Source organism: Helicobacter sp. MIT 01-3238 (assembly GCF_003364135.1).
GTDB lineage: Bacteria > Campylobacterota > Campylobacteria > Campylobacterales > Helicobacteraceae > Helicobacter_B.
Genome location: NZ_NXLN01000014.1, coordinates 36,819 through 60,590 on the forward strand (window position 1 = coordinate 36,819; position 23,772 = coordinate 60,590).

Annotated in this window: 27 protein-coding genes and 1 pseudogene; 16 read left to right on the top strand and 12 right to left on the bottom strand. The window is 40.3% G+C overall.

All coding sequences use genetic code 11. The annotated features are described in order from the left end of the window. Positions 1-107: 107 nt before the first annotated feature. From CQA40_RS06060 to CQA40_RS06095, 9 genes and pseudogenes are all read right to left on the bottom strand, one after another. Complete coding sequence (locus CQA40_RS06060; protein WP_115520010.1) at positions 108-2,369, bottom strand: AAA family ATPase; 2,262 nt, start codon at positions 2,367-2,369, stop codon at positions 108-110. 388 nt (positions 2,370-2,757) lie between these two features. Continuing rightward, entirely contained in the window at positions 2,758-3,573 is an 816-nt protein-coding gene (locus CQA40_RS06065; RefSeq protein WP_115520011.1) for a histidinol-phosphatase, read from the bottom strand. A gap of 18 nt (positions 3,574-3,591) precedes the next feature. Further along, a complete protein-coding gene (gene rsfS, locus CQA40_RS06070) occupies positions 3,592-3,975 on the bottom strand; it encodes a ribosome silencing factor (protein ID WP_115520012.1) in 384 nt (127 codons plus the stop codon). 67 nt (positions 3,976-4,042) lie between these two features. After that, the gene (locus CQA40_RS06075; RefSeq protein WP_115520013.1) at positions 4,043-4,819 is read right to left on the bottom strand and encodes a nicotinate-nicotinamide nucleotide adenylyltransferase; all 777 of its coding nucleotides are present in this window, start codon (positions 4,817-4,819) and stop codon (positions 4,043-4,045) included. After that, a pseudogene (gene nikR, locus CQA40_RS06080) lies at positions 4,806-5,234 on the bottom strand (nickel-responsive transcriptional regulator NikR); the annotation flags it as partial. The pseudogene nikR and the gene CQA40_RS06075, both read right to left, overlap by 14 nt. 176 nt (positions 5,235-5,410) lie before the next feature. Beyond that, positions 5,411-6,187, bottom strand: a complete 777-nt coding sequence (gene murI, locus CQA40_RS06085) for a glutamate racemase (RefSeq protein ID WP_115520035.1) — start codon at positions 6,185-6,187, stop codon at positions 5,411-5,413. Continuing rightward, positions 6,168-6,320, bottom strand: coding sequence for a hypothetical protein (locus tag CQA40_RS11130; RefSeq protein WP_181882856.1), 153 nt, complete (start codon positions 6,318-6,320; stop codon positions 6,168-6,170). Before CQA40_RS11130 ends, murI begins: the two co-directional genes overlap by 20 nt. Continuing rightward, complete coding sequence (gene rho, locus CQA40_RS06090) at positions 6,307-7,674, bottom strand: transcription termination factor Rho (protein WP_115520015.1); 1,368 nt, start codon at positions 7,672-7,674, stop codon at positions 6,307-6,309. The genes CQA40_RS11130 and rho overlap by 14 nt, the downstream gene beginning before the upstream one ends. Before the next feature lie 190 nt (positions 7,675-7,864). Next, positions 7,865-8,728 (bottom strand): hypothetical protein, encoded by an 864-nt coding sequence (locus CQA40_RS06095; RefSeq protein WP_115520016.1) that lies wholly within the window; start codon positions 8,726-8,728, stop codon positions 7,865-7,867. A 327-nt stretch (positions 8,729-9,055) separates the two neighbouring features. Between CQA40_RS06095 and CQA40_RS06100 the strand changes: the two genes are divergently transcribed. The 11 genes from CQA40_RS06100 (at position 9,056) to CQA40_RS06145 (ending at position 16,585) form a co-directional block, all read left to right on the top strand. After that, a complete protein-coding gene (locus CQA40_RS06100; RefSeq protein ID WP_115520017.1) occupies positions 9,056-9,538 on the top strand; it encodes an NDP-sugar synthase in 483 nt (160 codons plus the stop codon). After that, on the top strand, positions 9,480-10,829 hold the full coding sequence (locus tag CQA40_RS06105; protein WP_115520018.1) for an NDP-sugar synthase: 1,350 nt from the start codon (positions 9,480-9,482) through the stop codon (positions 10,827-10,829). Before CQA40_RS06100 ends, CQA40_RS06105 begins: the two co-directional genes overlap by 59 nt. A 26-nt stretch (positions 10,830-10,855) precedes the next feature. Continuing rightward, the gene (locus CQA40_RS06110; protein WP_147290173.1) at positions 10,856-11,305 is read left to right on the top strand and encodes a hypothetical protein; all 450 of its coding nucleotides are present in this window, start codon (positions 10,856-10,858) and stop codon (positions 11,303-11,305) included. Then, positions 11,306-12,211, top strand: coding sequence for a radical SAM protein (locus CQA40_RS06115; protein WP_115520020.1), 906 nt, complete (start codon positions 11,306-11,308; stop codon positions 12,209-12,211). It begins immediately after the preceding gene. 80 nt (positions 12,212-12,291) lie between these two features. Continuing rightward, complete coding sequence (locus CQA40_RS06120; RefSeq protein ID WP_147290174.1) at positions 12,292-12,483, top strand: hypothetical protein; 192 nt, start codon at positions 12,292-12,294, stop codon at positions 12,481-12,483. 20 nt (positions 12,484-12,503) lie between these two features. Beyond that, a complete protein-coding gene (locus CQA40_RS06125; RefSeq protein ID WP_115520022.1) occupies positions 12,504-13,613 on the top strand; it encodes a radical SAM protein in 1,110 nt (369 codons plus the stop codon). Beyond that, positions 13,585-13,755, top strand: a complete 171-nt coding sequence (locus tag CQA40_RS11135) for a hypothetical protein (protein ID WP_181882857.1) — start codon at positions 13,585-13,587, stop codon at positions 13,753-13,755. The genes CQA40_RS06125 and CQA40_RS11135 overlap by 29 nt, the downstream gene beginning before the upstream one ends. Before the next feature lie 3 nt (positions 13,756-13,758). Next, positions 13,759-14,133 (top strand): hypothetical protein, encoded by a 375-nt coding sequence (locus CQA40_RS06130; protein WP_115520023.1) that lies wholly within the window; start codon positions 13,759-13,761, stop codon positions 14,131-14,133. Between the two features lie 147 nt (positions 14,134-14,280). After that, positions 14,281-15,486: a hypothetical protein gene (locus tag CQA40_RS06135; RefSeq protein WP_115520024.1), complete on the top strand. Its 1,206-nt coding sequence runs from the start codon at positions 14,281-14,283 to the stop codon at positions 15,484-15,486. Next, positions 15,473-15,631, top strand: a complete 159-nt coding sequence (locus CQA40_RS11140; protein WP_181882858.1) for a hypothetical protein — start codon at positions 15,473-15,475, stop codon at positions 15,629-15,631. The genes CQA40_RS06135 and CQA40_RS11140 overlap by 14 nt, the downstream gene beginning before the upstream one ends. Before the next feature lie 309 nt (positions 15,632-15,940). Beyond that, positions 15,941-16,585 (top strand): hypothetical protein, encoded by a 645-nt coding sequence (locus CQA40_RS06145; protein ID WP_115520026.1) that lies wholly within the window; start codon positions 15,941-15,943, stop codon positions 16,583-16,585. A 129-nt stretch (positions 16,586-16,714) separates the two neighbouring features. Here the strand turns inward: CQA40_RS06145 and CQA40_RS11145 are convergent, their stop codons facing one another. Further along, positions 16,715-16,882 (bottom strand): hypothetical protein, encoded by a 168-nt coding sequence (locus tag CQA40_RS11145; RefSeq protein WP_181882859.1) that lies wholly within the window; start codon positions 16,880-16,882, stop codon positions 16,715-16,717. Between the two features lie 123 nt (positions 16,883-17,005). Next, positions 17,006-17,791 carry a tetratricopeptide repeat protein gene (locus tag CQA40_RS06150; RefSeq protein ID WP_115520027.1) on the bottom strand — a complete coding sequence of 262 codons (786 nt, stop codon included), beginning with the start codon at positions 17,789-17,791 and terminating at the stop codon, positions 17,006-17,008. Between the two features lie 385 nt (positions 17,792-18,176). Between CQA40_RS06150 and CQA40_RS06155 the strand changes: the two genes are divergently transcribed. The 5 genes from CQA40_RS06155 to CQA40_RS06175 all read left to right on the top strand — a co-directional run bounded on the left by CQA40_RS06155 (position 18,177) and on the right by CQA40_RS06175 (position 22,908). After that, complete coding sequence (locus tag CQA40_RS06155) at positions 18,177-18,611, top strand: DUF1104 domain-containing protein (RefSeq protein WP_115520028.1); 435 nt, start codon at positions 18,177-18,179, stop codon at positions 18,609-18,611. A gap of 216 nt (positions 18,612-18,827) precedes the next feature. Beyond that, positions 18,828-19,511, top strand: a complete 684-nt coding sequence (locus tag CQA40_RS06160) for a response regulator transcription factor (protein ID WP_115520029.1) — start codon at positions 18,828-18,830, stop codon at positions 19,509-19,511. Then, positions 19,462-21,252 (top strand): HAMP domain-containing sensor histidine kinase, encoded by a 1,791-nt coding sequence (locus tag CQA40_RS06165; protein ID WP_147290175.1) that lies wholly within the window; start codon positions 19,462-19,464, stop codon positions 21,250-21,252. Before CQA40_RS06160 ends, CQA40_RS06165 begins: the two co-directional genes overlap by 50 nt. 310 nt (positions 21,253-21,562) lie before the next feature. Beyond that, the gene (locus CQA40_RS06170) at positions 21,563-22,513 is read left to right on the top strand and encodes a DMT family transporter (protein ID WP_115520031.1); all 951 of its coding nucleotides are present in this window, start codon (positions 21,563-21,565) and stop codon (positions 22,511-22,513) included. A 113-nt stretch (positions 22,514-22,626) separates the two neighbouring features. Next, positions 22,627-22,908 carry a hypothetical protein gene (locus CQA40_RS06175; RefSeq protein WP_023928544.1) on the top strand — a complete coding sequence of 94 codons (282 nt, stop codon included), beginning with the start codon at positions 22,627-22,629 and terminating at the stop codon, positions 22,906-22,908. A 438-nt stretch (positions 22,909-23,346) separates the two neighbouring features. On the opposite strand, the gene CQA40_RS06185 is transcribed toward CQA40_RS06175, so the two are convergent. Further along, the gene (locus CQA40_RS06185; protein ID WP_115520033.1) at positions 23,347-23,601 is read right to left on the bottom strand and encodes a hypothetical protein; all 255 of its coding nucleotides are present in this window, start codon (positions 23,599-23,601) and stop codon (positions 23,347-23,349) included. Positions 23,602-23,772 lie beyond the last annotated feature (171 nt).

Genomic DNA, 23,772 nt, shown 5'->3' on the forward strand with positions numbered 1-23,772 from the left:
TTTGAGATAAGTTATTTGGGTAAGTTTTGTTTATTTTTTTAGAATCGTATCATATCCCCCCTCCACCTATTCTATGCAAACAAAGCCTAGAAAGAATCTAACACTATTTAAAATCCTACTTTTGTGCTACCTCTGCCGCTCTCTTTGATTTTTGATTCTGCTTGCAGTTTTGAGAGCAAATCTTGTGCGGATTTGAGCGGGGCAAATCTCGCCTCCCTAGCGATAAGTGCGAAATCCCCAAAGCAGATATTATCTAGCTTAGCAAGATGAGATTCTATATTTGCAAAATCACTAGATTTTGCGCTACTTTTCACACTAGAATCCACGCTAGAATCCCCAAAATCACACTCTAGCCCCAAATATTCCGCATACATTCTAAAAGCCTTTTTTAGATTTTGCTGGCTTAGTGGGCGAAACTCTATCTTGCTATCAAACCTCCTCAAAATCGCTCTATCAAGGCAATCCAAATGATTGCTAGTAGCGATAAATACGCCATCATAATCTTCCATTTGCGTAAGTAGCTCGTTTACTAAAGTGCGCTCCCAAGAGTGAGTTGCCCCCTCTCTATTGTAGCCTATGCTATCGATTTCATCGATATGGAGTATCGCCTCTTTTTGCTTAGCTTTTTTGAACGCTTGTGCTATGTTTTTTTCACTTCCCCCTAACCACATAGATAGCAAATCACTCATCTTGTAGCTTAGTAGCTTTTTATCACACTCTTTTGCTAGCCTTTTTGCAAACTCGCTTTTGCCACTGCCCGCACTACCATAAGCAAGCAGTCTTATTCCGCAGTTTTTGCTAGATTTTGGTGCTACTTGTGCCTTGCCACTAAAGTCAAGCAAAAAATCCCTATCAAATTCTCTGCCCTCTCTTTTTGCAGCTTTTTTGGCTAGGGCTAGTGGGCTTTTGTCTTTGGGCTTCTCACAAAGGGATTTGATATTTTGGCTTAAGCACACTATGTCTGTGCTGCATTCTATCAGCTCCATACTATAAGGCATTTTGCTAAATTCTTTTGTTTCTTTGGATTCTTTAGGCTTTTTGGGCTTTATGGGGGCTTTATTTTTGGCACGCAGAGTTTCGTTTATACACTTGATGAATATTTTTTGTGCATCTTTTTTGCCAAACTTGCTAGCCACATTCGCGCTCTTTATGAGATTGCCTTGAGTAAGGTATTGATTTGTCGCTACTGCTTCTAGTAGAGGGGTATCAAGTGTGATTTTGCGCTTATCTAGTAGCGATTGTATGAGTTGGATTTTTTTGCGTTTGGGTGGGGGCTTTATCTCACACACAATGTCAAATCTACGCAAAAACGCAGGGTCCATTTGATTGGAATTTGACACAAAAAAGTTTACTAATTTTGTGTTTTCTAGCATTGTATTTATGCCTGCTTTGCGTTCTAAGGCGTCATAGCATATCGTATCCTCACACTCATCATATAGCACGATATGCTTATCACTGCTTAAGATATGCTGCATTAGAGCAAAGGCACGCATTCGTTTTTCTGCTTTTGCTCCTTTGCGCTCCTCATCATTGATGATGATATTTTTGACACATATCATTTCTTTGCCTAGCTCTTTTGCTATGACACTTACTAGCTCACTTTTGCCTACACCTGCTTTGCCATATAGAAGTATAGAGCCGTTTTTACTGCATTTGGCATAGTGAAGTAGCATATCTACTTTTTGTCGCATATAAGAAAAGTCATCTAGCTTAAGCGCACTAGGAGATTGCTTGTAGCCAATGTTTTTTATAAGCGTATTTACCGATAGTGGCACACCAAATACCAAATCCAACATATCACTAGAAAAACCACTCCCAAGATTAGGGGATATATTTACAAAACCTGTTTTTGATAGCTTGCTATCTATTTGCAATATATCTTTTATCACAGCACTCCTATATCCAAAGATACGCGATATAAGTTGTGCGTGCATAGATAGATTTATCTTATCCTCATCAAAGGCTTTAGCCCTACCATATAAGACAGAAATATATGCAAGAGTGTCGCATTCCGCACGCGAAAGCCCTATACTTTGCAAAAGCTCAAAATTATCTTTCACAAAAGCAGGGTAGTAAAACTGCGTATAATAGGGCTTGAGAAGTCTAAGTGCTTCTGAAGTGCTTATGTGCCTTATCTCTTTTATGTTGTTTTCAAAGAGGTTTTCAAAGTCATATCTATCGACAAAAGAGCGTCCAAAATTGCTAGCTAGAGTGAGGGTAGCGACTTTTGCATTGTGGATTTTCCAGCACTCTTTTTTGGATAGGGACACTTTGGGTGGATTTTTTTCCAAATCAATCTCTTTTGTTTCCTCCGCTATCGCCTTTTTTCTAGCGTAGATTTTCTTTTGATTTTTTTCTCTTTGTTGCATTAACCAAAGTTGTTTTTCTGTCGTTTTGCACTCCTTATGGATTTTATCCTAAAGCCTTTTGGCAATGTAATTATGCGTATTTTAGTGGACAGGTAGTGTCCATTTGTGATGGTTCTTGGAAAATTTGAAAGAGAAGTTTAGGGATAAAATTGGAGGGTGTTTTGTGGGGTTTTGCTATTTTTGTGAATTTTTGGTGAAATTTTTGGTTTGGGAAAAGGGAGGTTATATTGAAGTTATACGGTGGGTTTTTTACACAAAATTATTTTTACGATTTTTAAGCAAAATCCAAAAATACTAAAAGTAGAATTTTGGTAGCGATTTTGCACAAAAATCTAAAAGACAAACGAGTTTGCCACGAAAAAATCTAAATAAAAAAGCTAGAAAAATCTCAAAAATCAACTTCTATTGCTTGCTTTTGTTTGTAATACACACACTTATCATAGCCCACTTCGCGTGCTAATTCTACGCATTTATCATAGCCAAATCCTACTTGATTAAGTGCGTGCGCATCGCTACCAAAGGTTATAGGAATCCCTAGCGCGTAGGCTTTTTGCAAAATCTCTTTGCTAGGATAGATTTCGCCGATTTGCTTGCGCAAGCCCGCTGCATTTAGCTCGATGGACATATTTGCTTCTTTTATGGACTTTAGCGCACACTCTAGCGCATAAGCACACTCGCTAGAGTGTGGCATAGCATAGCCAAAGACTTTTAGCAAGTCGATATGTCCCACGATTTGAAACAGCCTAGATTGTGCCATTTTTGCGACACTTTGAAAATATTTTACCCAGCAAGATTCTAAATCTTTCTTAGCATATTCTGCCAAAAATGCGGGATTGTCAAACCCCCAATCATCTAAAAAATGCACTGAGCCTATAAGATAATCTAGTGATGCGCTTAGCACGCTAGGCTCTAGCAAATCCTCCCTACCAAGTATAAAATCCACCTCTAGCCCTACCAAAATCTGTATTTTTGGATTTTGCACACTTTTTTGTGCTTGGATATTTTCACGCAAAGAAGTAACCTCATTTATATATTCACCTATTTCGCTAAGCCTCATTCGATATTCTTCATCAAACTTCATCGGTGCGTGGCAAGCAAATCCATAAATATCAATCCCAAGCTCACAAGCCTTGCTAGCAAATTCTAGTGTGCTACCGCTTGCGTGGTTGCACCTTGTGGTGTGGTTGTGTAAATCTATGCGCATTTTGCCTCTTTTGTTTGCTTAGTTGGATTTGTGTAAGTCATAGCGTCTTGCTTGAAAATAGTTTTCTAAAAACTCCTCTAGGTTGAATCGTTTGCGCGTGTTTTCGGTAAAAATGTGCACCATTATTTCTCCCAAATCCGCGATAATCCAATCCTCACTCTCCTCATCAGTGCTATAAAACACCTCGCCTAGTGGCTTTAGCTCACTCCTTAGAAAATCTAGCAATGCAAAAGAGTGCTTGCCAGCAAGTGCGGTAGCGATGATGACACATTGTGCGATATAGTCTTTATCCTCTAAATCATATATTGCGATATTTTCGCCCTTTTTGCTATCTAGCAAATCACGGATTTTATCTGCTCTTTTTGCGATATTTGTTTGAGTGTTTGTATTTTTTTTTGCCAAATTCTCTCCTTACAATTATGCTTTTTGCTTTTAAGTGGTTTTTGGATTTTGTGGAGTTTTAAGTTTTTTAAAATTGTAGCGAAGTTTTGGCAAAAAATGCCAACACCTCATCACGCAGATTTTTGGGCAGAGCTTGCAGTATTTTTTCATTATTATTTTGGTTATTTGGATTTTGCTTTAGAGATTTTCGCAAAAAAGTCGAGCTTATATCGCCACTATTTAGCTTAAAATCTAGTAGCGCATTTGGACAAAAATCTACATAGTGAAGTTTTACAAAATCTAGCAAATCTATATTATTTTGGTTTGCTTTGCTGAAGTTTTTTGGGTTAGATTTTTGTGCGCCACCTCTTTGAAGCACGACAAAATCTACTAAGCTACTTAGCTCATCTATATTTTTCCATTTGTGTAAATTAGCTAGGCAATCCTCCCCTATGACAAAATACAGCGGAGGAGTGAAATTTTGTGATTTTTGCTTGTCATTATTGCTTAAATCGCCAAAATATTCTGCATAAAAATGCCTTGCTAGCTCGCAGGCAAACATTACGCGATTATTTCGCGCTTCTATATCACTTATGATGACATTATCTATATTTTCACACATTTTTTTGCACCACTGCAGTCGCGTTTGTAGTGGGATAGTCGTAGGAGTTTTTAGTGGATTTTGATACGCGGGGATAACGGTGACTTGCCCAAAAATCTTACTAAGCCACAAAATAATCTCAAAATGTGCCAAATGTGGCGGGTCAAAGCTACCGCCAAATATAGCGACTTTGTCTGTGGCTATATTTGGCGTGGTGTGGCTTGCTTGATTTTTGGTAGCTACAAGGGTTTTAGTGGCTTTCATCAAATCTGCTTGTGCGGGTTAGTTTGCTAAATTTCACGCCCTTTAGCCCTGCCATTTCTAGCGCGAAATTTTGCACCGCGCTTGGCTTGCCTTTTAGCATTATGGATTCTAGGCAGTTGTGGGCATCGATATGAATATGTGTAGAGCACAAAATATCAATATTTGCATTGTGCTGAATGTCGATAATGCGCTGATTTAGCTCTCTTTGATGATGGTCAAACACAACTACAAGCACAGCGATATTGTCTTGGGACTCATCTTGCCAGCTCTCTTCTACTAGCTTTTGTCGTATCATATCACGCACAAGCTCGGAGCGAGATGAGTATCCTTGAGTGATTATGCGAGAATCTAGCTCGGCTAATAAATGTGGCTCTAGTGAGATAGAAAGCCTTGTAACGCTCTCTTCTTTGGAGTGTTGTTTGGGGGAATGTTGTTTGGGAGAGTGTTGTTTGTGAGAATGTTTGGGGTTTTGGGTGTTTTCTGCGTGATTTGAAGCGGGATTTTGAGCAGGGTTTTTGGTAAGTTTTTTGGCAGGATTTTGGCTTTTTAGAGAATTTTCTGTGTGGCTTGTGTGGTTTTTTGATTTTGTATTTATTGTAGCCATATCTTTGCCTTGCTTTTTAGTCCATCTATATCACTTGAGGCATAAAAATCAATATGTGTGCTCTCAAAGGCGTTTCTGCGTAGATTGAAGTTTGATTCTAGTAGCTCCACAATCGCTTCGCCTGAATGAATCAGCACACTCTCCCCGCCAAAAAACTCCCCAATCTGCTTAGAAATAAGCGGGAAATGTGTGCAGCCTAAAATCACGGCTTGAGGTTTTGCCCTCCCAAGTGTGGGGGAATCCAAAAACTCATCTAAATAAAAATGAAGTGCGGAATCTAGCACCACTTCGCCCTTGCCACGATATAGTCCCTCCTCTACAAGCGGGACAAATAGCCCTGTATCTTTGCTTACAAAGCGCGTATATCCCGCTTCTCTTAGTCGCTTTTCATACTGCCTAGAATCTATGGTAGCTTTTGTGCCGATGATGAGCGTGGGAGAATCTTTGTCATCTAGCGCGTTTATGCAGGCTTTGACACCCGCTTCTATTACTCCTACTATGGGGAAGCTAGCTTTTTTTTGCATAGTTTCTAGGGCATAAGCACTCACGGTGTTGCACGCCACAAGTAGCATATCAATATTGTGCGGAGCGAAAAACTCCAAGCACTCAAGCGCAAATCGCACAATCGTATCACGGTCTTTGACACCATAAGGCACGCGCGCGGTGTCGCCATAATACACAGCTTGCGCAAACATTCGCGCTTCAAGCACGGACTTTGCCACACTTAAGCCACCTATGCCACTATCAAAAATTCCTACCTTTATCATTGATTTTGTCATTGCTTACATTGCGCCTTTTGTGATTTTGCTTTTTTGTGAGATTTATTTGGACTTTTTGCGAAAGTAGATTTTGGGCAAAATCTTGCCAAAATCTATCCCAAAGGCTACTCCTTTTCATTCATTTTGTTTAAAAACTCTTCATTGTCTTTGGTGGATTGCATTTTGGCATAGATAAATGATAGTGCCTCGACATCGTCCATTTGGCTCATCACATTTCGTAGCATCCATATTTTTGTGAGATTTTCTTTGCTTAGGAGCAAGTCATCTTTGCGTGTGCCTGATTTTAGTATATCAAAGGCGGGGTAGATTCTGCGCTCTGATATGGAGCGGGCTAGCACGATTTCGCTATTTCCTGTGCCTTTGAACTCCTCAAATATGACTTCGTCCATTTTGCTTCCTGTCTCTATAAGTGCTGTGGCGATGATAGTTAGGCTACCGCCTTGCTCGATATTTCTAGCCGCACCAAAAAATCGCTTTGGCTTATGAAGCGCGTTTGCATCGACACCACCGCTTAGGATTTTGCCACTTGCTGGGGTTACGGTGTTATAAGCGCGAGCAAGCCTTGTGATAGAATCTAGCAGTATCACGACATCTTTGCCGTTTTCGACTTCACGCTTTGCCCTCTCTAGGACGAGCTCGGCTACTCGGATATGATTTGCGCTTGGGAGGTCAAATGTCGAGCTATACACGCTACCTTTGACACTTCTTTGCATATCGGTTACTTCCTCTGGTCGCTCATCGACAAGTAGCACCATTAGCTCTACTTCGGGGTGATTGGCACTTATACCGTGTGCTAGCTCTTTCATAAGCTCGGTTTTACCCGTGCGTGGAGGGGCGACTATGAGTGCTCTTTGTCCCTTGCCTATGGGGCTAAACAAATCAAGCATACGGCCTGTAACCTTGCTAGGATTGTATTCTAGTCGTAATTGTTGTGTGGGGAAAAGTGGGGTTAGATTGTCAAAAAGTGGGCGGTTTTTCATCTCATCTAGTGGTTTATAATTCACCGCTTCTATTTTTAGCAAGGCGTAGTATTTTTCTTGCTCTCTAGGCAAGCGCACTTGCCCTGTAACAATGTCGCCATTTCGCAGAGCAAAGCGATAGATTTGTGTTTGGCTTACATAGGTGTTGTTTTTGCTATCGGTAAACGCCTCATCAACCGCACGCAAAAATCCATATCCCTCTTGAGTAATCTCTAAAACTCCTGTGAAAAGCAAGTATCCACCTTGCGAGACTTGAGCTTTTAGGATTTCAAACATCAAATCCGCGCGTTTAAATTCTTGTGGATTTTCTACTTTTAGCCCTTGTGCGATAGATACAAGCTGTGAAATGGGCTTTTGGCTTAGCTCTTCTAGCTTATAGACTTCTGCGGGGATATGTTTTTGGGTGCGATTTTGGTTGTTTTGGTGGTTTGAGTCGCTATTATTTGCGCGTGCGTGGGTAGAGGTGGAGTTTGAGTGGGATTTGGTAGCCATTTTGGGATTCCTTGTGTGTGGTAATGTAGTCAAAATAAGTAAAAAGCAGAAATGCGATTATAGCCCAAAAATTTAACAATCAAATGCAAATATGCCCAAATGGCGCAAAATTAGGATTTTGGATTTTGGGCTTGTCATCTAGATAAGGGGCTATTTTTACAAAAGTCGTTTTTTAGATTCTAGGTTGTGGCTAATTTGCATTGGAAGCGTTAGACACGGCTTGCAATGGGCATTTTTCATCTTCGCATACAAACGCCCTACCCTCCTCAAAATCCCTAGCCCATATCCCAAATCCATACGCAATGGTGTATTCCCACATTTTGCCATATGCTTCTAGCTTGCCACTATACTCCGCACAGCCTACACCTGCATATCCAGCGGGCAAATCAAGCCCGCTTGAAGCGATAGGCTTTGCTAGCTCAAAAAACTTTTTTACATCACTTTTGGTTTGCAGCTCGGTAAGCTCGGCGGGGCAGGCGTGTCCTGTGCCTTTGCGCTTGTATCTTTGCACGCTTAGGCTTAGCACTTCTATTTGGGCTTTTTGTGGGTCAAAGTCAGGCTGCCAATCGGCGTTGTGATAAATATCGGGCGAGTTAAACCCTTTAGTAAAAAGGTGCATTTCGCCATTTTCTAGCACGGCTTTTGTCTGCATAAATCCAGCTGAAGTATTGCGCGGGACGGTGATTATTAGGGTATTTTCCTCTATCTCAAACTTAGGGTGAGAGAGGATTCTCTCTATCTCGCCACGATAGAGTATCGCTTCTCTACCTGCCTCGTGCTCAAAGATTTTTATAGTGTCAAGGTGGTTTTTAAATACCCAGATTTTGTTGCGGCTCTCTAGCTCGCCCTCATAAAGTAGCGTGCAGTCCTGCTCGCAATAGGGCTGAATGTATTTTTCAATCATTCTTTGGGCTTGAGGGGAAGTAAAGCTTGTGATACCATAGTCTTTTGGTGGGGCTTTTGGGGTGGATTTTTTGCTTTTGTCATCACAGCCTAGAAACAATGCTGTGGAGGCTAGCGATAGGGCTAGCACAAGGTGGGCAAGTTTTTGCATTTTTGCTCCTTGCTAGATTTTGGATTGGGGATGTTTGGTGCTATGATTTGGGTCGCTACGAAGTAGCGGTATAAGGTGCTATGCAAAATCAAATGGCATTATACCACACTCTGTGGCTCTAAGCAAAATATTGGATATTTGTATAAAAATCTTTGCTAAAATGTGGCGTTTGGCTTGGCTTTGAAAGTGGCAAGTCTTGGTGGTTGCAAATCTTGGCTACCGATTTGCATTTTAGCACTATCACATTTTAGCACCAAGAGTGGCAAAACACACATTTGATACGCACGCTATGGTGCATTATTTTATTTTATATTTTGGGAAAGGCAAATGCGTAAAACCACAAAATCTATGCAAAATCACGCAAATATAAAGAATATCATTATCCAAGCAGGTGGCAAAGGCACACGCCTAGAGGGGCTTACACGCAATAAGCCTAAATGCCTTGTGCCTTATGATAATTTACCTATCATTTTTCATCTTTTTAGGAAGTTTGAGGGCGCGTCCTTTACTATTATCGCGGATTATAAAATCGAAGTTTTGCAAAAATATCTCACTATCTTTGCCAAAGGCATTGATTATAGGATTTTACGCGCGAAAGATGAAGGCACGATAGCTGGAATAGCAGAGGCGATAAGTGAATTTAGCGAAAATGAGCCTTTTATGATTATTTGGTGTGATTTGATTTTGTCAAATGAGTTTAAAATGCCAAATTTTGCAAAAAATAGCACACAAAATAGCGTAAATTCTACTTTTGCAAATATCACCCCCCCCCCCCACACACAACACGCACATTTGTCAGCAGTCGCATAATGATAGCGAGTTAGATTCATACAAACCCCACCCTAAATCCCTCCCGCAAGGGGAGGGACTTTCTTTTAATTCTCTTTCCACCGCTTGTGGCGACTCCGCACTTTCCCCCTCCCTTGCGGAGGGGGCTAGGGGGTGGGTAGAAAATTTCATCGGCATTTCGGGCGATTTTGAGTGCAGGTGGAGCTATGAAAATGGCAGATTCATAAACACTCCAAGCTACACAAACGGCGTGGCAGGGCTTTTTATCTTTGGCAACAAAAAGTGTCTAGCAAATATCCCCAAAAGTGGCGCATTAGTCGAGTGGCTTCAAACCCAAGACATAACCTTTACGCCCCTAGATTTGGCGCACAGCAAGGAAATCGGCACACTTTTAGTCTATACCGAGACAAACCCGCAAAATCTAACCCGCCCTTTTAATAAAATCGAGTTTAGGGACAATCTCGCTATAAAAACCCCGCTAGATTCGCAAGGCAGAGCTATTGCCAAAAAAGAATGTGCGTGGTATGAATTCGTCCAAAGTCTAGGATTCACACAGATTCCGCAAATCTACTCGCTCTCCCCGCTTACGATGAAAAAAATCAAAGGCAAAAATATCTATGAATACGAGTGCCTACTCAAAAGCCAGAAAAAAGAGATTTTGGCAAAAATCATCGATTCGCTAAAATCGCTTCACAATCTCACGCCCAAAATCAATGCAAATGACGCGGATTCGTATGAAACCTATATCGCCAAAACCTTTGATAGACTTTTCCTTGTGGAGAGCCTAATCCCCTTTGCGCGTGATGAGTTTATCAAAATCAACGGCAGATATTACAAAAACGTGCTTTTTGACAAAGACAAAATCACGCGCCTAGCGACTTCGCACTTTCCACGCGAATTTGCCCTCATACACGGCGACCCGACATTCTCAAACATACTCTTTGATAGCTTTAATATGCAAGTGGTGCTTATCGACCCGCGCGGATACTTCGGGGAAACGCGCTTTTTTGGCGATAGCGACTATGACTTTGCCAAACTTTACTACTCGCTATGCGGGGATTACGACCAATTTAATCGCAAGAAATTTACGCTACTAATCGGTGAGCGCGAGGTAGAACTCGCCATAAAATCTAGCGGGTGGAGCGATATGAGCGAGGAATTTTTCGACTTACTGCCAAGCGTAAGCAAAGAGAAAATCAAACTACTTCACGCACTGATTTGGCTATCGCTCACAAGTTACGCGTGGGAGGATTATGATAGCATTTGCGCGGCATTCTACTATGGCACAATGCTTTTGGAGGGATTTTTATGATTAGCAAAGGCAATTTGTTCTGGGGTATGCGATTTCGCACTTGTAAAAATTTTTGGGAACAACAGACTCCAAGTCTAGTTTTATCCCAAAAATTTTTACAAATACAAAAGCCACACCGCCATTACTTCGATTGTTGCTTCGAGCTGTCGCTCTCGCAAATTACGCGAATCGTAATTTGCGTTGCGAATCGGCTACAAATCAAATATGAATCGCTATTTCGTCATTGCGAGATTTTGCGTAGCAAAATCGTGGCAATCCAAAATTCCCCCTCCCTTGCGGAGGTGGCTAGGGGGTGGGTAATTCGTCATTGCGAGGGCAAATCAACGAATCGCCGAAACCAATCCATACCCTTTTCGTCATTGCGAGGCGACTTGTCCCCGAAGCAATCCACACAAAAAAAGAATGGATTGCCACGACTTGCTTACACAAGTCTCGCAATGACGAATAAATCCAAATTTCAACACAAAGGAGCATAAATGCTAAGATTTTACTTAGGACTTACAAGGCAGGAGTGGCGGATTTTTAAGGTGCGCAATTTAAATCTTTGCGCTTATATTTTGCAAAATCACGCGGTTTTGAAAGAAAAATATTTACAAAAATGGTGGTATTTGCGGTGGCTTTTGCGTAGATTCAAGCACAAAAGAATAGTGCGACTTGAAAAAATCAAGCTATTTTTTACGCGCAAAGTTTCCGTGCCAACTATGGATTTTAACATTACCACGCGTTGCACTTTGAAGTGCCAAGATTGCGGTAGCCTTATGCCACTATACACCAAAGAACAGCACTTTGATGAGACTTTGGATAGCTTTAAGATTCGGCTTGATGCTTTGCTTAACAATGTTAGCCATATTTATCAGTTTAAAATCATCGGCGGAGAGCCATTGCTTAACAAAAACTTTGCGGATATAGTGGATTATGCGTGTAGCAAAAGGCAGATTTTGCTTGTCCAAATCACTACAAATGGCACGATTTTGCCCACAAAAGAAGTGCTACAATCGCTCATTCGCAACAAAGATAGAATCCAAATCTTTGTTTCAAACTACACGCTGCACAATAAAACAAAATACAATGAATTGCTTAATCTTTTGGCGCAAAATGACATTCCGCACAACACCGTGCGTAATGCAAGTGATTTTAGGTGGATTCAAAGGGGCGATATTTTTGCTAGAAATAGGGACAAAGAGGGCATTAAGCAGACTTTTTGGAATTGTTGGCAAAGGGATTGCGTTTCGTATTTTGAGGGGCGATATTTGGTTTGCACGAGGGCGTATTGGATTGAAAAAGCGTTAAATCCAAATATCAATCTAAATGATGGTATCAACCTTAATGTAACCACTACAAATGGGGGGGGGGAATCAACCCCACAAAGATTTGTCGCGTGAATTTATCAAATTTTACACCAAAGAATCTTTTGGAGTTTGTGATTATTGCCACAATCTTAGTGAGGGATATAAGCAAATTGATGCTGGGATTCAGGTTAAGCGATAGATTCGTCATTGCGAGGCGAATCGCAGATTCGCCGAAGCAATCCACACAAAAAAAAGAATGGATTGCCACGAATCGCTTTTCGATTCCCGCAATGACGAATCTATCGCAGATTGCCACGAATCGCTACGCGATTCCCGCAATGACGATGAGCGTAGCAAGACAATAAACTTCAACAAAGGAGCATAAATGAAACTCACCAAAACCCAATACCAAATCTACCAAAAGCGTGTCATAGACTACTATGTGTGCAACAAACTCTACGGCGTGCATAATCTCAAACGCGCTATGGGCATAAGTAGTGATAAGTCAATTATGATTTTAGAGCTACCCAAAGTCGCGCTTAAAACATTAGCTAAATTTTTTAGCGTTTTTATCCCTATTTCGCGCTATCGCAAGGCATTTCGCAATGCGATTTTTAGCACACTTGATTTGATACCAAGTCATCGCTATGATTTTTTGCGAATGCGCGTAATGCGTGATTTTAAGCAAAAAGGCAAAATCTACTTGCCACAAGTGGAGTTTGCCATTACCACCACTTGCAACCTTAAATGCAAAAATTGCACGAACTATATCCCCTACCTACCGCGCGATAAGCAACGCACAATTAGCTTTAGCGATTTTCAAACCTACCTTAGCAATCTCCTTGCAAACGCGGACAAGCTAAACGCGCTTTTGTTGCTTGGCGGAGAGCCACTATTGCATAAAGAACTGCCCCAAATGCTTGACTTTGCCCTGCAAAATCCAAAGATTGAGAGTGTTTATATCACTACAAATGGCACGATTTACTTTAGCGATGCCTTGCGTGCGGTGTTTGAGCGACACAAAGGCAATCCAAAACTATGGATTTGGGTAAGCAACTACACGGCGAATCCGCGCCTTGCCAAACGGCTAAAAAGCTATGATTTGGTGGATTATCTAAAGGCAAATAATATGAATTATATTTTTATTGATGATAATGTGTGGGGCAAGTCGCAACCGCCTACTTACAAGGAGTTTAAGCGCACGGACGCGGAGAACTCCGCCTACTTTTTGGCGTGCAATACGCCCTGCGTCTCGGTGTATGGCAGTGAGCTATCGATTTGCCCTAGAGCTAGTCATTTCGCAGCAAATGGCACGATTAGCCAAAGGGCGCAAAATAAGACTCAAAGCGTGGAAAATGTAGCGTTTATGAATGCGGAATCACTAACGGGGGGGGGATCGCCCTACAAAAATCGCTCAAATCTCTGCAAATCATTCGCGATTCGCGAATCAAGATTCACGAATCAAAATGGGCGATTCAGCCTTGCCACAGCTTGAATCCTTGCGACTTGATAGAGAGATTAGCAAGGCGGATTTACTCGCTTTTTATACCTACACAAATTTTAGCGCGTGTAGGTATTGTGATATTTGCAATGAGCGCGACACTTGCACCCCAGCGTTGCAAATAGGGGAGGAATAAAAAATGAAGCAACTAAAATTATCCACTTTGCCAAAGACTTGGCTTATTGATATAGACGGCACGATTGTAAAGCACAATGGCTACAAAGATAATGGGCGCGACACGCTACTAAATGGCGTGAGTGAGTTTTTTGCGAGTTTGCCAAAGGACGATAAAGTGATTTTGCTTACCGCGCGTGAGAGTAGCCAAATCGCTAGTCTTAAAGATTTTTTGGTTAGACACAAAATCCGCTTTGACGCGCTTATCAGCGATTTGCCCTTTGGGGAGCGGATTTTAGTCAATGACACCAAGCCTAGTGGGCTTAAAACCGCCTTTGCGATAAATAAAAAGAGAGATGAGGATTTTTGCGTGGAGGTGGAGAGAGATGAGAAGTTGTGAAAAAATATCGTTGCAAGAATTTACAATGGCAAAGCAATATATCCTCCGTCATTCTGAGCGTAGCGAAGAATCCAAAAAATCAGAGCAAAGTATTTGGATATTTCGCTTACGCTCAATATGACAATAAACCAAAAAAAGGAGTAAAAAATGAACGACAAACCTATCCAAACTTTGCAAGAACTCGCGCAAAATTTAAAAGCGGATTGCTATTATTTCGTAAGCCCAGCTAGTGCGGGAGATACTTATCGACTATGTATGCTAAAAGTAGCATTAGAGTCGCACTATAAAGGCAAAATAATTTTTATCATAAAAGCTATGCACGAGGCGATATGCGAAATGTTTGTGGGGTTGGAATATGTGATTTGCGAGGATAAAAGCGTGGATTTTTGCAAAAACAAGCAATGTTTATCCATAGACAATGTCGTATCTGTGCCTACGCTAGGCAAGATTCACTCAAATTTTATATATTATGAATTTCCAGCTGATACAGATAATCAGCTTGAGTTTGATAGAGTGCGACTTATGCTTCCACAAAGCGCACAGCTAGTTTTGCCTACAAATCTCCCCAAAATAAGCGAATCTCTACGCGCTAAACTTGATAAAATCGCACCTTTGAATCAAATCATACTATTTTGCCCAGAGGCAAATTCTTTTCCCAAACTACCATTTATCATTTTTAAGGACGAATGCCAAAGACTGCGCAAAGAGGGATATAGCATAGTTGTAAATAGCCTAAAATACAAGAAAGAATATGCTAGATTTTTTATAGGTGGCGTGTATGATTTGGATTTATCACTAAAAGATGCGATTGCTTTGGGAATCTCGTGTGCAGGGGTGATTTCCACTCGTGCGGGATTTTGTGATATTGTCGCTCATTATTGCAAAAGACTTAAAATCTACTACACGGCTTTTAGCAATTATATAATGTGGGATAGAGTGCTACCAAATACACAGCGAGTGTATGTGTGCGATGTGCCTATCTATAAGAAACTTTTGCAAATAAGTAGAGAATCTCTGCCGATAAGGCTCTATAAACGCTACGCCACAAAGGGATTTTTGAAAAAATTGCGATTGCCTTTCACAGCGTATTTTAAAATTTATCGGCGATATAAAAATGGGGCTTTGCAAGATTTTGGTGCGACAAATTTGGCACTCAAAGATTTTAGCGACAAAGAAATGAAAGAACTTATCGAGCAAGAGTTAATGCAAAGCTACGAATACAATCTAGGACTTGCCTTGCAAAAAGCCTGTGAGCGGTTTTGGTGGGGTGGATTTTTGCTTTTTCCACTTGCCTATCTCAAAATCCGCAAAGAAAAGGGTAAGGGCTTTAAGCGTATTGATGTGTTATCATAAAATCACGGCTATAAAATCACTGAATTTTGCGCTTTTGGATTTGACACAAGTAGCAAGCCTTGTAGTCAAAATCGCAAGAAAACGCAAAAAATACTTTGAAAATCCACCTTATCAAGCACGCCGAAAAACCACGCAAGCAAGCTAAAAACCACTTTTACAAAAATCTACTTAAAAAAAAATCATTTTGCAAAATCTGCTTTATAAAACCTACTTTGCAAAATCTACAAACAATAAAAATTAGCAAAAATTTTTCACACTTTTTAAATTTTTTGTTAATTTTTATTTATCGTTATTTTCTTAGGTTTTGCGTATTTTGCTTGCCTATTTCTTTTGGGTGCTTTTTTTGGGGTATTTTGCGTGCATTATTCCAATTTGGCGTTTTTTTTTTTTTTTGGTATGGTTACACATTAGCCGACACTAAAAATAACCACCAAAACAACAAAAGGAGAATCAAATGAAAAAGTCCGTCCGCAAAGATGCTAGTAGAGTATTTTTTGTCGCATTAGCCTGTATAGCGTTTGTGTCAAGCCATTTGAGCGCAAACTCGCCAAAAAAATCTATCCAAGAGAGAAGCCAAGAGATAGAGCAAACATTTCAAACAAAAATAAACGAGCTAGAATCTCGCCTAAAAGTCATCATAGAAGCCGAGCAAAGAAACAAACCTCAAACAGAATCATATAAGGGAAGTGGCTATGAGCATTATCTTAGTCAATTTGAGAGCAAAAAAGAAAGTGTCAAAGACTTAAGCAAACACCACAACCAATACAAACAAGAAGCGATTGCAAAAGCCAAAGAATCAGCCAAAGCATACAATGCAGAAAATGAGCTAGCACACTTAGAAGAAAATGTAGGCAAAATCTCTAGTGGGTTTTTAAGCAAAATAAAACACGCCAAAGCAAACCTACGCGTAACACCACACAAGCAATCTTTGAGTGCGCAAACCCCACACGCACAATCCACAAAAAATAGCGCAAAATCTATCTACAAAGAAAAAATCGAGTGGATTTTGCAGAGTTTTGAAAATGAGCTTAATGAGATTGTATCGGGGGCATATAATGCTTTTAGCGAGCATCTTGCTTCTATTTATGACAAAAAGTAAGCAAACATTGGAGTTTCTTGCATAGGCAATGATTTGTGGCTGTTGGGCGACTTGTGGCGATTGTGCGATTTCGCAGACAGCTTAAAAAATGACAAAGTAATGGTAAAGTGGCTACTTGGCTTTTACTGCTTAATAAAAGATTGCTAAAGAAACTGCGCTACGCTTGTTTTCTAAAGAAACTGCGCTACGCTTGTTTTGTGAGAATCGCTTTAGCGTTCGTGGCAATCTTTCTTTTTTTTGTGGATTGCCACGCTCGCTTTGCTCGCTCGCAATGACGATGAATGCGTAGGTTACCACGAACGCAAAGCGATTCTTTCAATGATTTAGATTGCCACGATCTGCCTTGTGGCAAGTCTTGCAATGACGAAAAAGTGGGTAGATTGCCTATCTAAAATCCATAAAAATCAAAATCTAAAAACATTACTTCAAGCTCTTTTGGTTTAGTGCTTTGTAGTTGGCACAGCCTTTGTTGCAGACGAGGTTGCAGGCTTTGCCATATAGCTCTTTTGCCATAAATAGATTTTGCTTTGTGCCAAGCCCATTTGCATATAGCACACCTAGATTGTTGCACGCATAGCCATATCCCATATCACAAGAGGTTTTGTAGTATTGGTGTGATTTGCGGTAGTCTTGCAGTGTGCCCTCGCCGTTATCATACATTACGCCTAGATTATGGCAAGCGAGCATTTTTGCCTCGCCACTGCTTTTTTCACACACGATTTCAAAGTGCTTGAGCGCGTTTGAGTAGTCTTTTTGCTCATAGTATAAAGTCCCTAGATTTAGCCTTGCTCCGTAGTGCTGCTTTTGCAGTGCTAGCTCGTAGAATTTTTTGGCTTGTGGAATATTTCCTATCTCTTTGTGGTAGAGCAATCCTAGATTGTGATAAGCGCGATTATCATCTAAATCAATCGCTCTTTTGAAAAATGTGATAGCCTTTGCTTGAAATCCCGCATTTTGATAGATTAGCCCATTGTCATTGCAAGTGGTTTTGGTGCATTCTTCTAGGGTTTGTAGTCCGTTGTTTATGAGCCTTTGGCACATATTGTGGTCTTTGTTAAACACGCAAGCGTTAAAGTCTTGATTCCATTCCTCTTGGCTAAGTGGAGCTGCATTTGATATGGCAAGCGCGACAGATAATGATGAGAGAGTGGATATGGTTTTGCGTGAGAATGTGTAAGTTGGTTTTGCATAGATGATTTTTGACATTTTTTTCCTTTCGTTAGATTTTGCTTGGCAAATTTTTAAGCGCGAAATTGTATCATTGTTTTTGTATTTTTTGTCAAAAAGCGATAACGCTCAAAGCTAGATATATACGACTTTTTGGGTGGTTTGTAATGAGTGGGACAAACGCCACATAACGATAGCAAGCACAAAAGAAAAAAAGTAAATTTTTTATTTACGAAAAATAAAATTCTATTTTCACGCTCGTTTTATGTTGGTTTTTTAAAATTGCGCTGTTTGTTTAAGACATTTAGACTTAAGACACAATCTTTTAGGCTATAAAATCCATAAGATTCTAGCCATAAAAGATTCTAAGAAAAAGTCTAAAAAGTTTTAGACAGCAAAATTTTCTTAAAAAAGGAGAACGCAGATGAAAACTTCACAAGTGAAAATTTTGTGGGTAAGGATATTGGTTTTGGCAAGTTTGGCAGGTTTTGCGGGTGGCTCTTTTGCTTTTGGTGCGGACTTTAGTGCAAAAAGTGATAGCGAACTCATTAGTCTTGCAGGCACGATTGCTCCAAGTGATGAGCCAGATTTCGCCATAGAGGTAAATAAACGCGTAAATGCAAAGCCTTACGCAGAGGCAAAGGACTTTAAACGCGCTATCAAATACGCTCGCAAGCAGGCACTTTATCAACTTCCATATGAGCAAGCGCAAAAAAGAAAAATAGAGGTCTGTAAGGCTCTCCAAGCTAGGACAGACTCTATGACAGGTGCGCAAATCCGCGAAGCGGGGCTAAAAGTCTCTCGCAAAGATTGCGATTATGTTGGGCTAAAAGATAAGCATTGGAAATTTAGCAAATAAGATAGCACAATAAAGTGGCTTACATTGTGTCATCGGTATTTACAAAAGCCTAGATTCTAGAGTCTAGGCTATGCGACAGAATTTAAAGTAAAATTTTGCAAAATATATCACTTTTGTTTGAAGCAATGCGCATAGATTTTGCAAAATCTTTTACAATATCACAAATATTTTGCGCTTAAATGATTAAGGACACAAAAAGCAAAAAGGAGAGCGTAAATGGCAAAAAAGGGTGTAAAAATCCTACTTTTAGAAGATGATTTGTTGCTTGGTGAAATGCTCTGTGATGAACTGAAAGAAAAGGGCTATCTTGTAACGCACTGCGAAAACGCACAAAGCGCGCTAGAAATAGGCTATGAGCAGGCGTTTGATTTGTGGATATTTGATGTCAAAGTCCCTCTAGGCAATGGTTTTGAAGTGCTAAAAGATCTTAGGGGGCTTGGCAAAAATACGCCTACGATTTTTCTTACTTCGCTTTCGATGATAGAGGATTTGAAGCGGGGATTTTTGGCGGGCTGTGATGATTATTTGCGCAAACCCTTTGATGTAGATGAGCTTCTTTTGCGCGTGGATTGCTTGCTTAAACGGTCTTTTGCACACCAAAATAGCGAGATTTTAGAGCTTAGTGAGAAGCACTGCTTTGACATACTGCAAAAAACACTCTTTGATAAAAACACAAAAAAAGAAATCCCCCTTACCAACAAAGAGCGCGAACTGCTCGCACTGCTCTTGCAAAATCGAGGGAATTTTGTCAGCCAAGATGAGATTTTTGAGCGGATATGGAGCTATGATGAAAACCCTACAAATATGGCGTTGCGCGTGTATATCAAAAACTTGCGAAAAGTGCTAGGGGGTGAGAGTATCGCTACGCAAAGGCATAGGGGATATTGCTATGCCAAATAAAAGTTTGAAGCATTTCACTCAAAATGGCAAAAATCTTAAAAATCTAGGGAATCTAAGGAAGTTTTTTAAGACAATTTGGGGGAAAATGCACGCTTTGTTTTTGGGGAAATTTTTGAGCAAATCTTTTGCCTCAATAAATACTCTGCCCAAAATCCCAAAATCCCAAAATCCCAAAAAAATCGACACTTTCACAAGCACGACTTATAAAATTTTGCTCCTTTATTTGGGGACTTCGGTATGCTTTTTGGGAATCATATCTTTTATGATGTATAACAAAGAATTGCATAATTTGCGCGACCACCAATCAATGCAAATGCGCAATGACTTTATCCAAATCGCCACTGCAATGGCACAAAGGGATTTTAAAAGTAGCGCAGGGATAGAGAGGGAAATCAAAAAAACACTCGAAGAAATAGAGGAAAAAGAGGCAAAACTCCAAAAGAAAAATACCCCAAAAAATCAAGCAAAACTCCAAAAAGAAATCCAAAAACTCCAAGAACTGCAATCCTTGCAAGCTCTGCAAGCCCAACAAAACGCGCAAACCCCACAAGACACTGCACAACGATTTCACAAAAGCAAAGAAGCTAATCCACCTTTGCTAGAATTTTTGCGTGAAATGAGGGCAGATATAAACTCGCCATTTGCCTTGCTAGATGAGAATCTAGGTGTGGTGTATAGTGATTTAAGTGTGGAATTAGATTCTATTAGCCCTATATTTGTCAGTCCGCAGGGATTTTTGCGCTTTGAGGGGTTTATTTTTGTGAATTTTTCGCGCAACAGGGGCTTGCTTTTTCATCACCCATTTGGAGGGGGCAAAATACCAAAATCAGCTATGAAATACCTTGATAAGCAGGGGTGGATTTTTATCTTGCAAGGCGAGGCGATAGAGAGTGGTGCAAAGATTTTTAGCAAAGATGATGCAAGCCTTGAAGCGCAAAGATTTAGCCAACCAAAGCAGATACAATCTATAAAAAAAGAGATTCTCTCCATTCGCGTTGAAATCATCGCCCTTATGCTACTTTGCCTGCTTGTGATTGCGATTGTGGCTTACGCGCTTGTGAGGCTATCGCTACGCCCTATCAAAGCGCAGATAAAGCACCTAGAGCGATTTATCAAAGACACCACGCACGAGGTAAATACGCCCCTTAGCGTTATCCTAATGAGCGTGCAAAAATTTGATAACAGCGAGCTAGGGGAGGCAAACAAAAAGCGATTGCATCATATCAAGCTATCTGCCCAAAGCCTGCACCAAATGTATCAAAATCTCATTTTCCTAAACTTCTATCAAGGCAAAAATAATGAGCAATCTTTGCAGCTAGATTCTCTTATAAATGAGCGCGTGGAGTATTTCTCCACCCTTTTGGCACAAAAAAATATCACTCTAGATTGCAAACTTGCACCTGTCAAAATCTATGCAAACAAAGATGAAATCACCATAATGCTAGATAATCTCCTATCAAACGCAATCAAATACAACCACAAAGGAGGCACAATCTCTTTGCTCCTCACAGCTAGCCAAGACAAAGCAACCCTAGAAATACGCGATAGTGGCTATGGCATACAAAAGGAGGATTTGGAGCGGATATTTGAGCGATACAAGCGGTTTAATGATGATAAAGGTGGCTTTGGCATAGGGCTATCATTGGTAAGTGAAATCGCTAACAAATATGACATAGACTTAAATGTGCAAAGTGAAGTTGGCAAAGGTAGTGTGTTTATGCTGGTGTTTAGGACTTTGTAAAGATTGCCATAATAAAAGTTGCTTTTTTTGTTTTGGATTCTTGTGTGCCGATAGTGAATTGTAGAGGTGTTTGGGTTCTTTTGTGTGGGTGGCTATTTTTGTTTGGTGTTTAGAGATTTTAGACTTGCCAAAGAGTCTTTCCAAAGAATCTTTGGCAAAATCTTTAATCAAAAAAATATTTATTAAGAAAATTATTGGCAATATTTATGTCCAAGATTTAGCCTAGATAAAGTATTGTGGTAAGATTTTGCGTTTGTTGTAGGTGCTTATAGCTCAAACAACAAAATCCATAAAATCATAGGGGTGTGTTTTGAGATTTTTGCTCGTTTTGGCGATGATGGGCTGGGGACTTGTGTGGGCATTATCCAAAGTGCTATTAGAGTATGCCTCGCCTGCGCAAGTTGCCTGCATTCGATTCCTTATCGTATCTATTTGCTTTGTGCCACTTCTTTCTGTGCTAAAAATCTCTTTTAAAATCCCTCGCAAAGCCTTTTTGCCACTAGCTTTTAGCGCGATTTGCCACACGGCGTATTCTTATGCTATGTATGCGGGTATGGAGTTTGGAGATGCGGGGAGTGCGGGAGTGATTACAGAAGTGCTGCCACCTATTATCGCGGCGTTTTTGTGGAGTGTGTGGAGGGGGCAGACACTGCTTAGGCGAGAGAAGTGGGGGCTAGCACTTGGCATAGTCGCAGGGGCGTTTTTGATAAATCTTTTTGGCAATAGCAGTGCGATATTGCACCCTTTTAATGCGATATATCTTTTTGCTTCGCTTGCTTGGGCGTTTTTGATGATAGGCTCAAGGCTAGCAAGTGAAAATCTAAATCCGCTTTGCGTGAATTTTTATATTTGTCTAATAAGTGCAGTGGCGTTTTTGCCCTCGCTTTTTATGCTTGATTCTAGTGGTGTTAGCGGGATTGAGAAAATCTTGGAGGCGGATTTTATCTTTTGGGGGAGTATAATAGTCGCGGCGGTATTTTGCACGGTGTTTTCTACGAGCGTGTTTTATCACGGGCTATTTGTGCTAGGCGTTACACAAGGTGGGATTTACGCGCTTTTGACGCCTGTGTTTGCGCTTATATTTGCGTTTGTGATTTTGGGAGAGATTCCGCAGTATTGGATTGTCATAGGTGGTGTGCTAGCTGTGGGAAGCGTATGCGTGATAAATGACTTTAGAATCTTTTATAAAAAATCACGCAAAAATAGCCAAAACATAGCCCGAGATAAACCCAAATCTAGCACAAGCGATAGTAGCAAGTAGCAAGCTAGAAAGTTATTGCTAAATGTAAATATACATTTAGTGATTTGTGCTACAATGCCTAGCTACTTTGATTTTGTAAGCACAAAAGCAAAGCACACCAAAAGGAGATAAAAATGAAAATAACAAAAATCCTGCTAGCACTTGGCATAGCCACTAGCGCAATTACCACGACAGCCCTTGCAGATGAGGACTTGACAATGTATAAAGTCGCAAATATGCTAAAGCAAGGCAAGGGCAATGTTTGCAAAACCCCCACCAAGCGCAAGAATGTAACGGCGGTATGTTACAACAACTTCGTCTATCTCTACAATATCAAAGAATCTGTCGAGCTACACCCAGAGCTAGATGATAGCGGGAAAAAGCTCGCTTGCAAATGCCCGCCTAAGAAAAAATAGCAAAATCTAGGAATCTAGCTAGTTTGAAGCTAGCTAGATTTGACACAATATGGCTAAGAAAGCAAGGCAGGCAAGTGATTGAGCGAATGTTTGTGTTGCTGGGGGATTGTTTTTTAGGGATTATAAAGTTTTTGAAATTCTTTTTTTGATTCTTGGAGTATGGAGAGTTATTGAAATTCTTAAGACTTCTTAAAGTGTAGCTTGCCAAATCTTTCGCCAACTTCTCATAACAAAATTTCTACTTAAAATCTTGACTTAAAATATTTTTCACTTGTAGTCTAAAAATCTTTGGGTAAGTTGGGCTGAAGTCGTGCAGTCTTAAAATATAAGTAATGTGAAATAATGCAAGTGTCAAAGTAAATAAAATCTAAAAATTTATCTTAGAAATTTTGTGCGTAAATGATTTGGTATGTTTGATTTTATGGCTTTTGGTTGCTTTTAGTGCTCTCTACCACCACTTTTGCCACCTCCCCACATATACTTTTCCTGCATATTTTTATCTGTGGATAGATAGTCTATCTCTGCATATCCGCTTTTGCCATTTCTCATCTTTCTCAAAGAAGCGATATTTTCTGTCATTTTTTCGATTCTTATGTGTTGGGAATTTCGCGCTTTGGTGAAAGCTATACATAGCACGATGATTGCGACAATGCCTAGTAGGCTTATGATGATTTTTAATGTTAGAGGTTGCATTTGACTTCCTTGTATTTTAACTTTGCTTGTATTTTTGATTTTGGCGTTTTTGCATTTTTTGGGATTCACTATCTTGATGAAAGTTGGAATTTCCACGACTTCGCACAGCGCGGAATGAACGGCATAGAGGACTGCTACAACTCCTCTATGGGGCATATTTTGGTTTTTAAT

Coding starts and splice junctions, on each gene's coding strand:
- CQA40_RS06060 (WP_115520010.1), bottom strand. CDS start 2,369: ATGCAACAAAGAGAAAAAAATCAAAAGAAAATCTACGCTAGAAAAAAG.
- CQA40_RS06065 (WP_115520011.1), bottom strand. CDS start 3,573: ATGCGCATAGATTTACACAACCACACCACAAGGTGCAACCACGCAAGC.
- CQA40_RS06075 (WP_115520013.1), bottom strand. CDS start 4,819: ATGAAAGCCACTAAAACCCTTGTAGCTACCAAAAATCAAGCAAGCCAC.
- CQA40_RS11130 (WP_181882856.1), bottom strand. CDS start 6,320: ATGAAAAGGAGTAGCCTTTGGGATAGATTTTGGCAAGATTTTGCCCAA.
- rho (WP_115520015.1), bottom strand. CDS start 7,674: ATGGCTACCAAATCCCACTCAAACTCCACCTCTACCCACGCACGCGCA.
- CQA40_RS06095 (WP_115520016.1), bottom strand. CDS start 8,728: ATGCAAAAACTTGCCCACCTTGTGCTAGCCCTATCGCTAGCCTCCACA.
- CQA40_RS06100 (WP_115520017.1), top strand. CDS start 9,056: ATGCGTAAAACCACAAAATCTATGCAAAATCACGCAAATATAAAGAAT.
- CQA40_RS06110 (WP_147290173.1), top strand. CDS start 10,856: ATGCGATTTCGCACTTGTAAAAATTTTTGGGAACAACAGACTCCAAGT.
- CQA40_RS06115 (WP_115520020.1), top strand. CDS start 11,306: ATGCTAAGATTTTACTTAGGACTTACAAGGCAGGAGTGGCGGATTTTT.
- CQA40_RS06120 (WP_147290174.1), top strand. CDS start 12,292: ATGCTGGGATTCAGGTTAAGCGATAGATTCGTCATTGCGAGGCGAATC.
- CQA40_RS06125 (WP_115520022.1), top strand. CDS start 12,504: ATGAAACTCACCAAAACCCAATACCAAATCTACCAAAAGCGTGTCATA.
- CQA40_RS11135 (WP_181882857.1), top strand. CDS start 13,585: ATGGGCGATTCAGCCTTGCCACAGCTTGAATCCTTGCGACTTGATAGA.
- CQA40_RS06130 (WP_115520023.1), top strand. CDS start 13,759: ATGAAGCAACTAAAATTATCCACTTTGCCAAAGACTTGGCTTATTGAT.
- CQA40_RS06135 (WP_115520024.1), top strand. CDS start 14,281: ATGAACGACAAACCTATCCAAACTTTGCAAGAACTCGCGCAAAATTTA.
- CQA40_RS11140 (WP_181882858.1), top strand. CDS start 15,473: ATGTGTTATCATAAAATCACGGCTATAAAATCACTGAATTTTGCGCTT.
- CQA40_RS06145 (WP_115520026.1), top strand. CDS start 15,941: ATGAAAAAGTCCGTCCGCAAAGATGCTAGTAGAGTATTTTTTGTCGCA.
- CQA40_RS06150 (WP_115520027.1), bottom strand. CDS start 17,791: ATGTCAAAAATCATCTATGCAAAACCAACTTACACATTCTCACGCAAA.
- CQA40_RS06155 (WP_115520028.1), top strand. CDS start 18,177: ATGAAAACTTCACAAGTGAAAATTTTGTGGGTAAGGATATTGGTTTTG.
- CQA40_RS06160 (WP_115520029.1), top strand. CDS start 18,828: ATGGCAAAAAAGGGTGTAAAAATCCTACTTTTAGAAGATGATTTGTTG.
- CQA40_RS06175 (WP_023928544.1), top strand. CDS start 22,627: ATGAAAATAACAAAAATCCTGCTAGCACTTGGCATAGCCACTAGCGCA.
- CQA40_RS06185 (WP_115520033.1), bottom strand. CDS start 23,601: ATGCAACCTCTAACATTAAAAATCATCATAAGCCTACTAGGCATTGTC.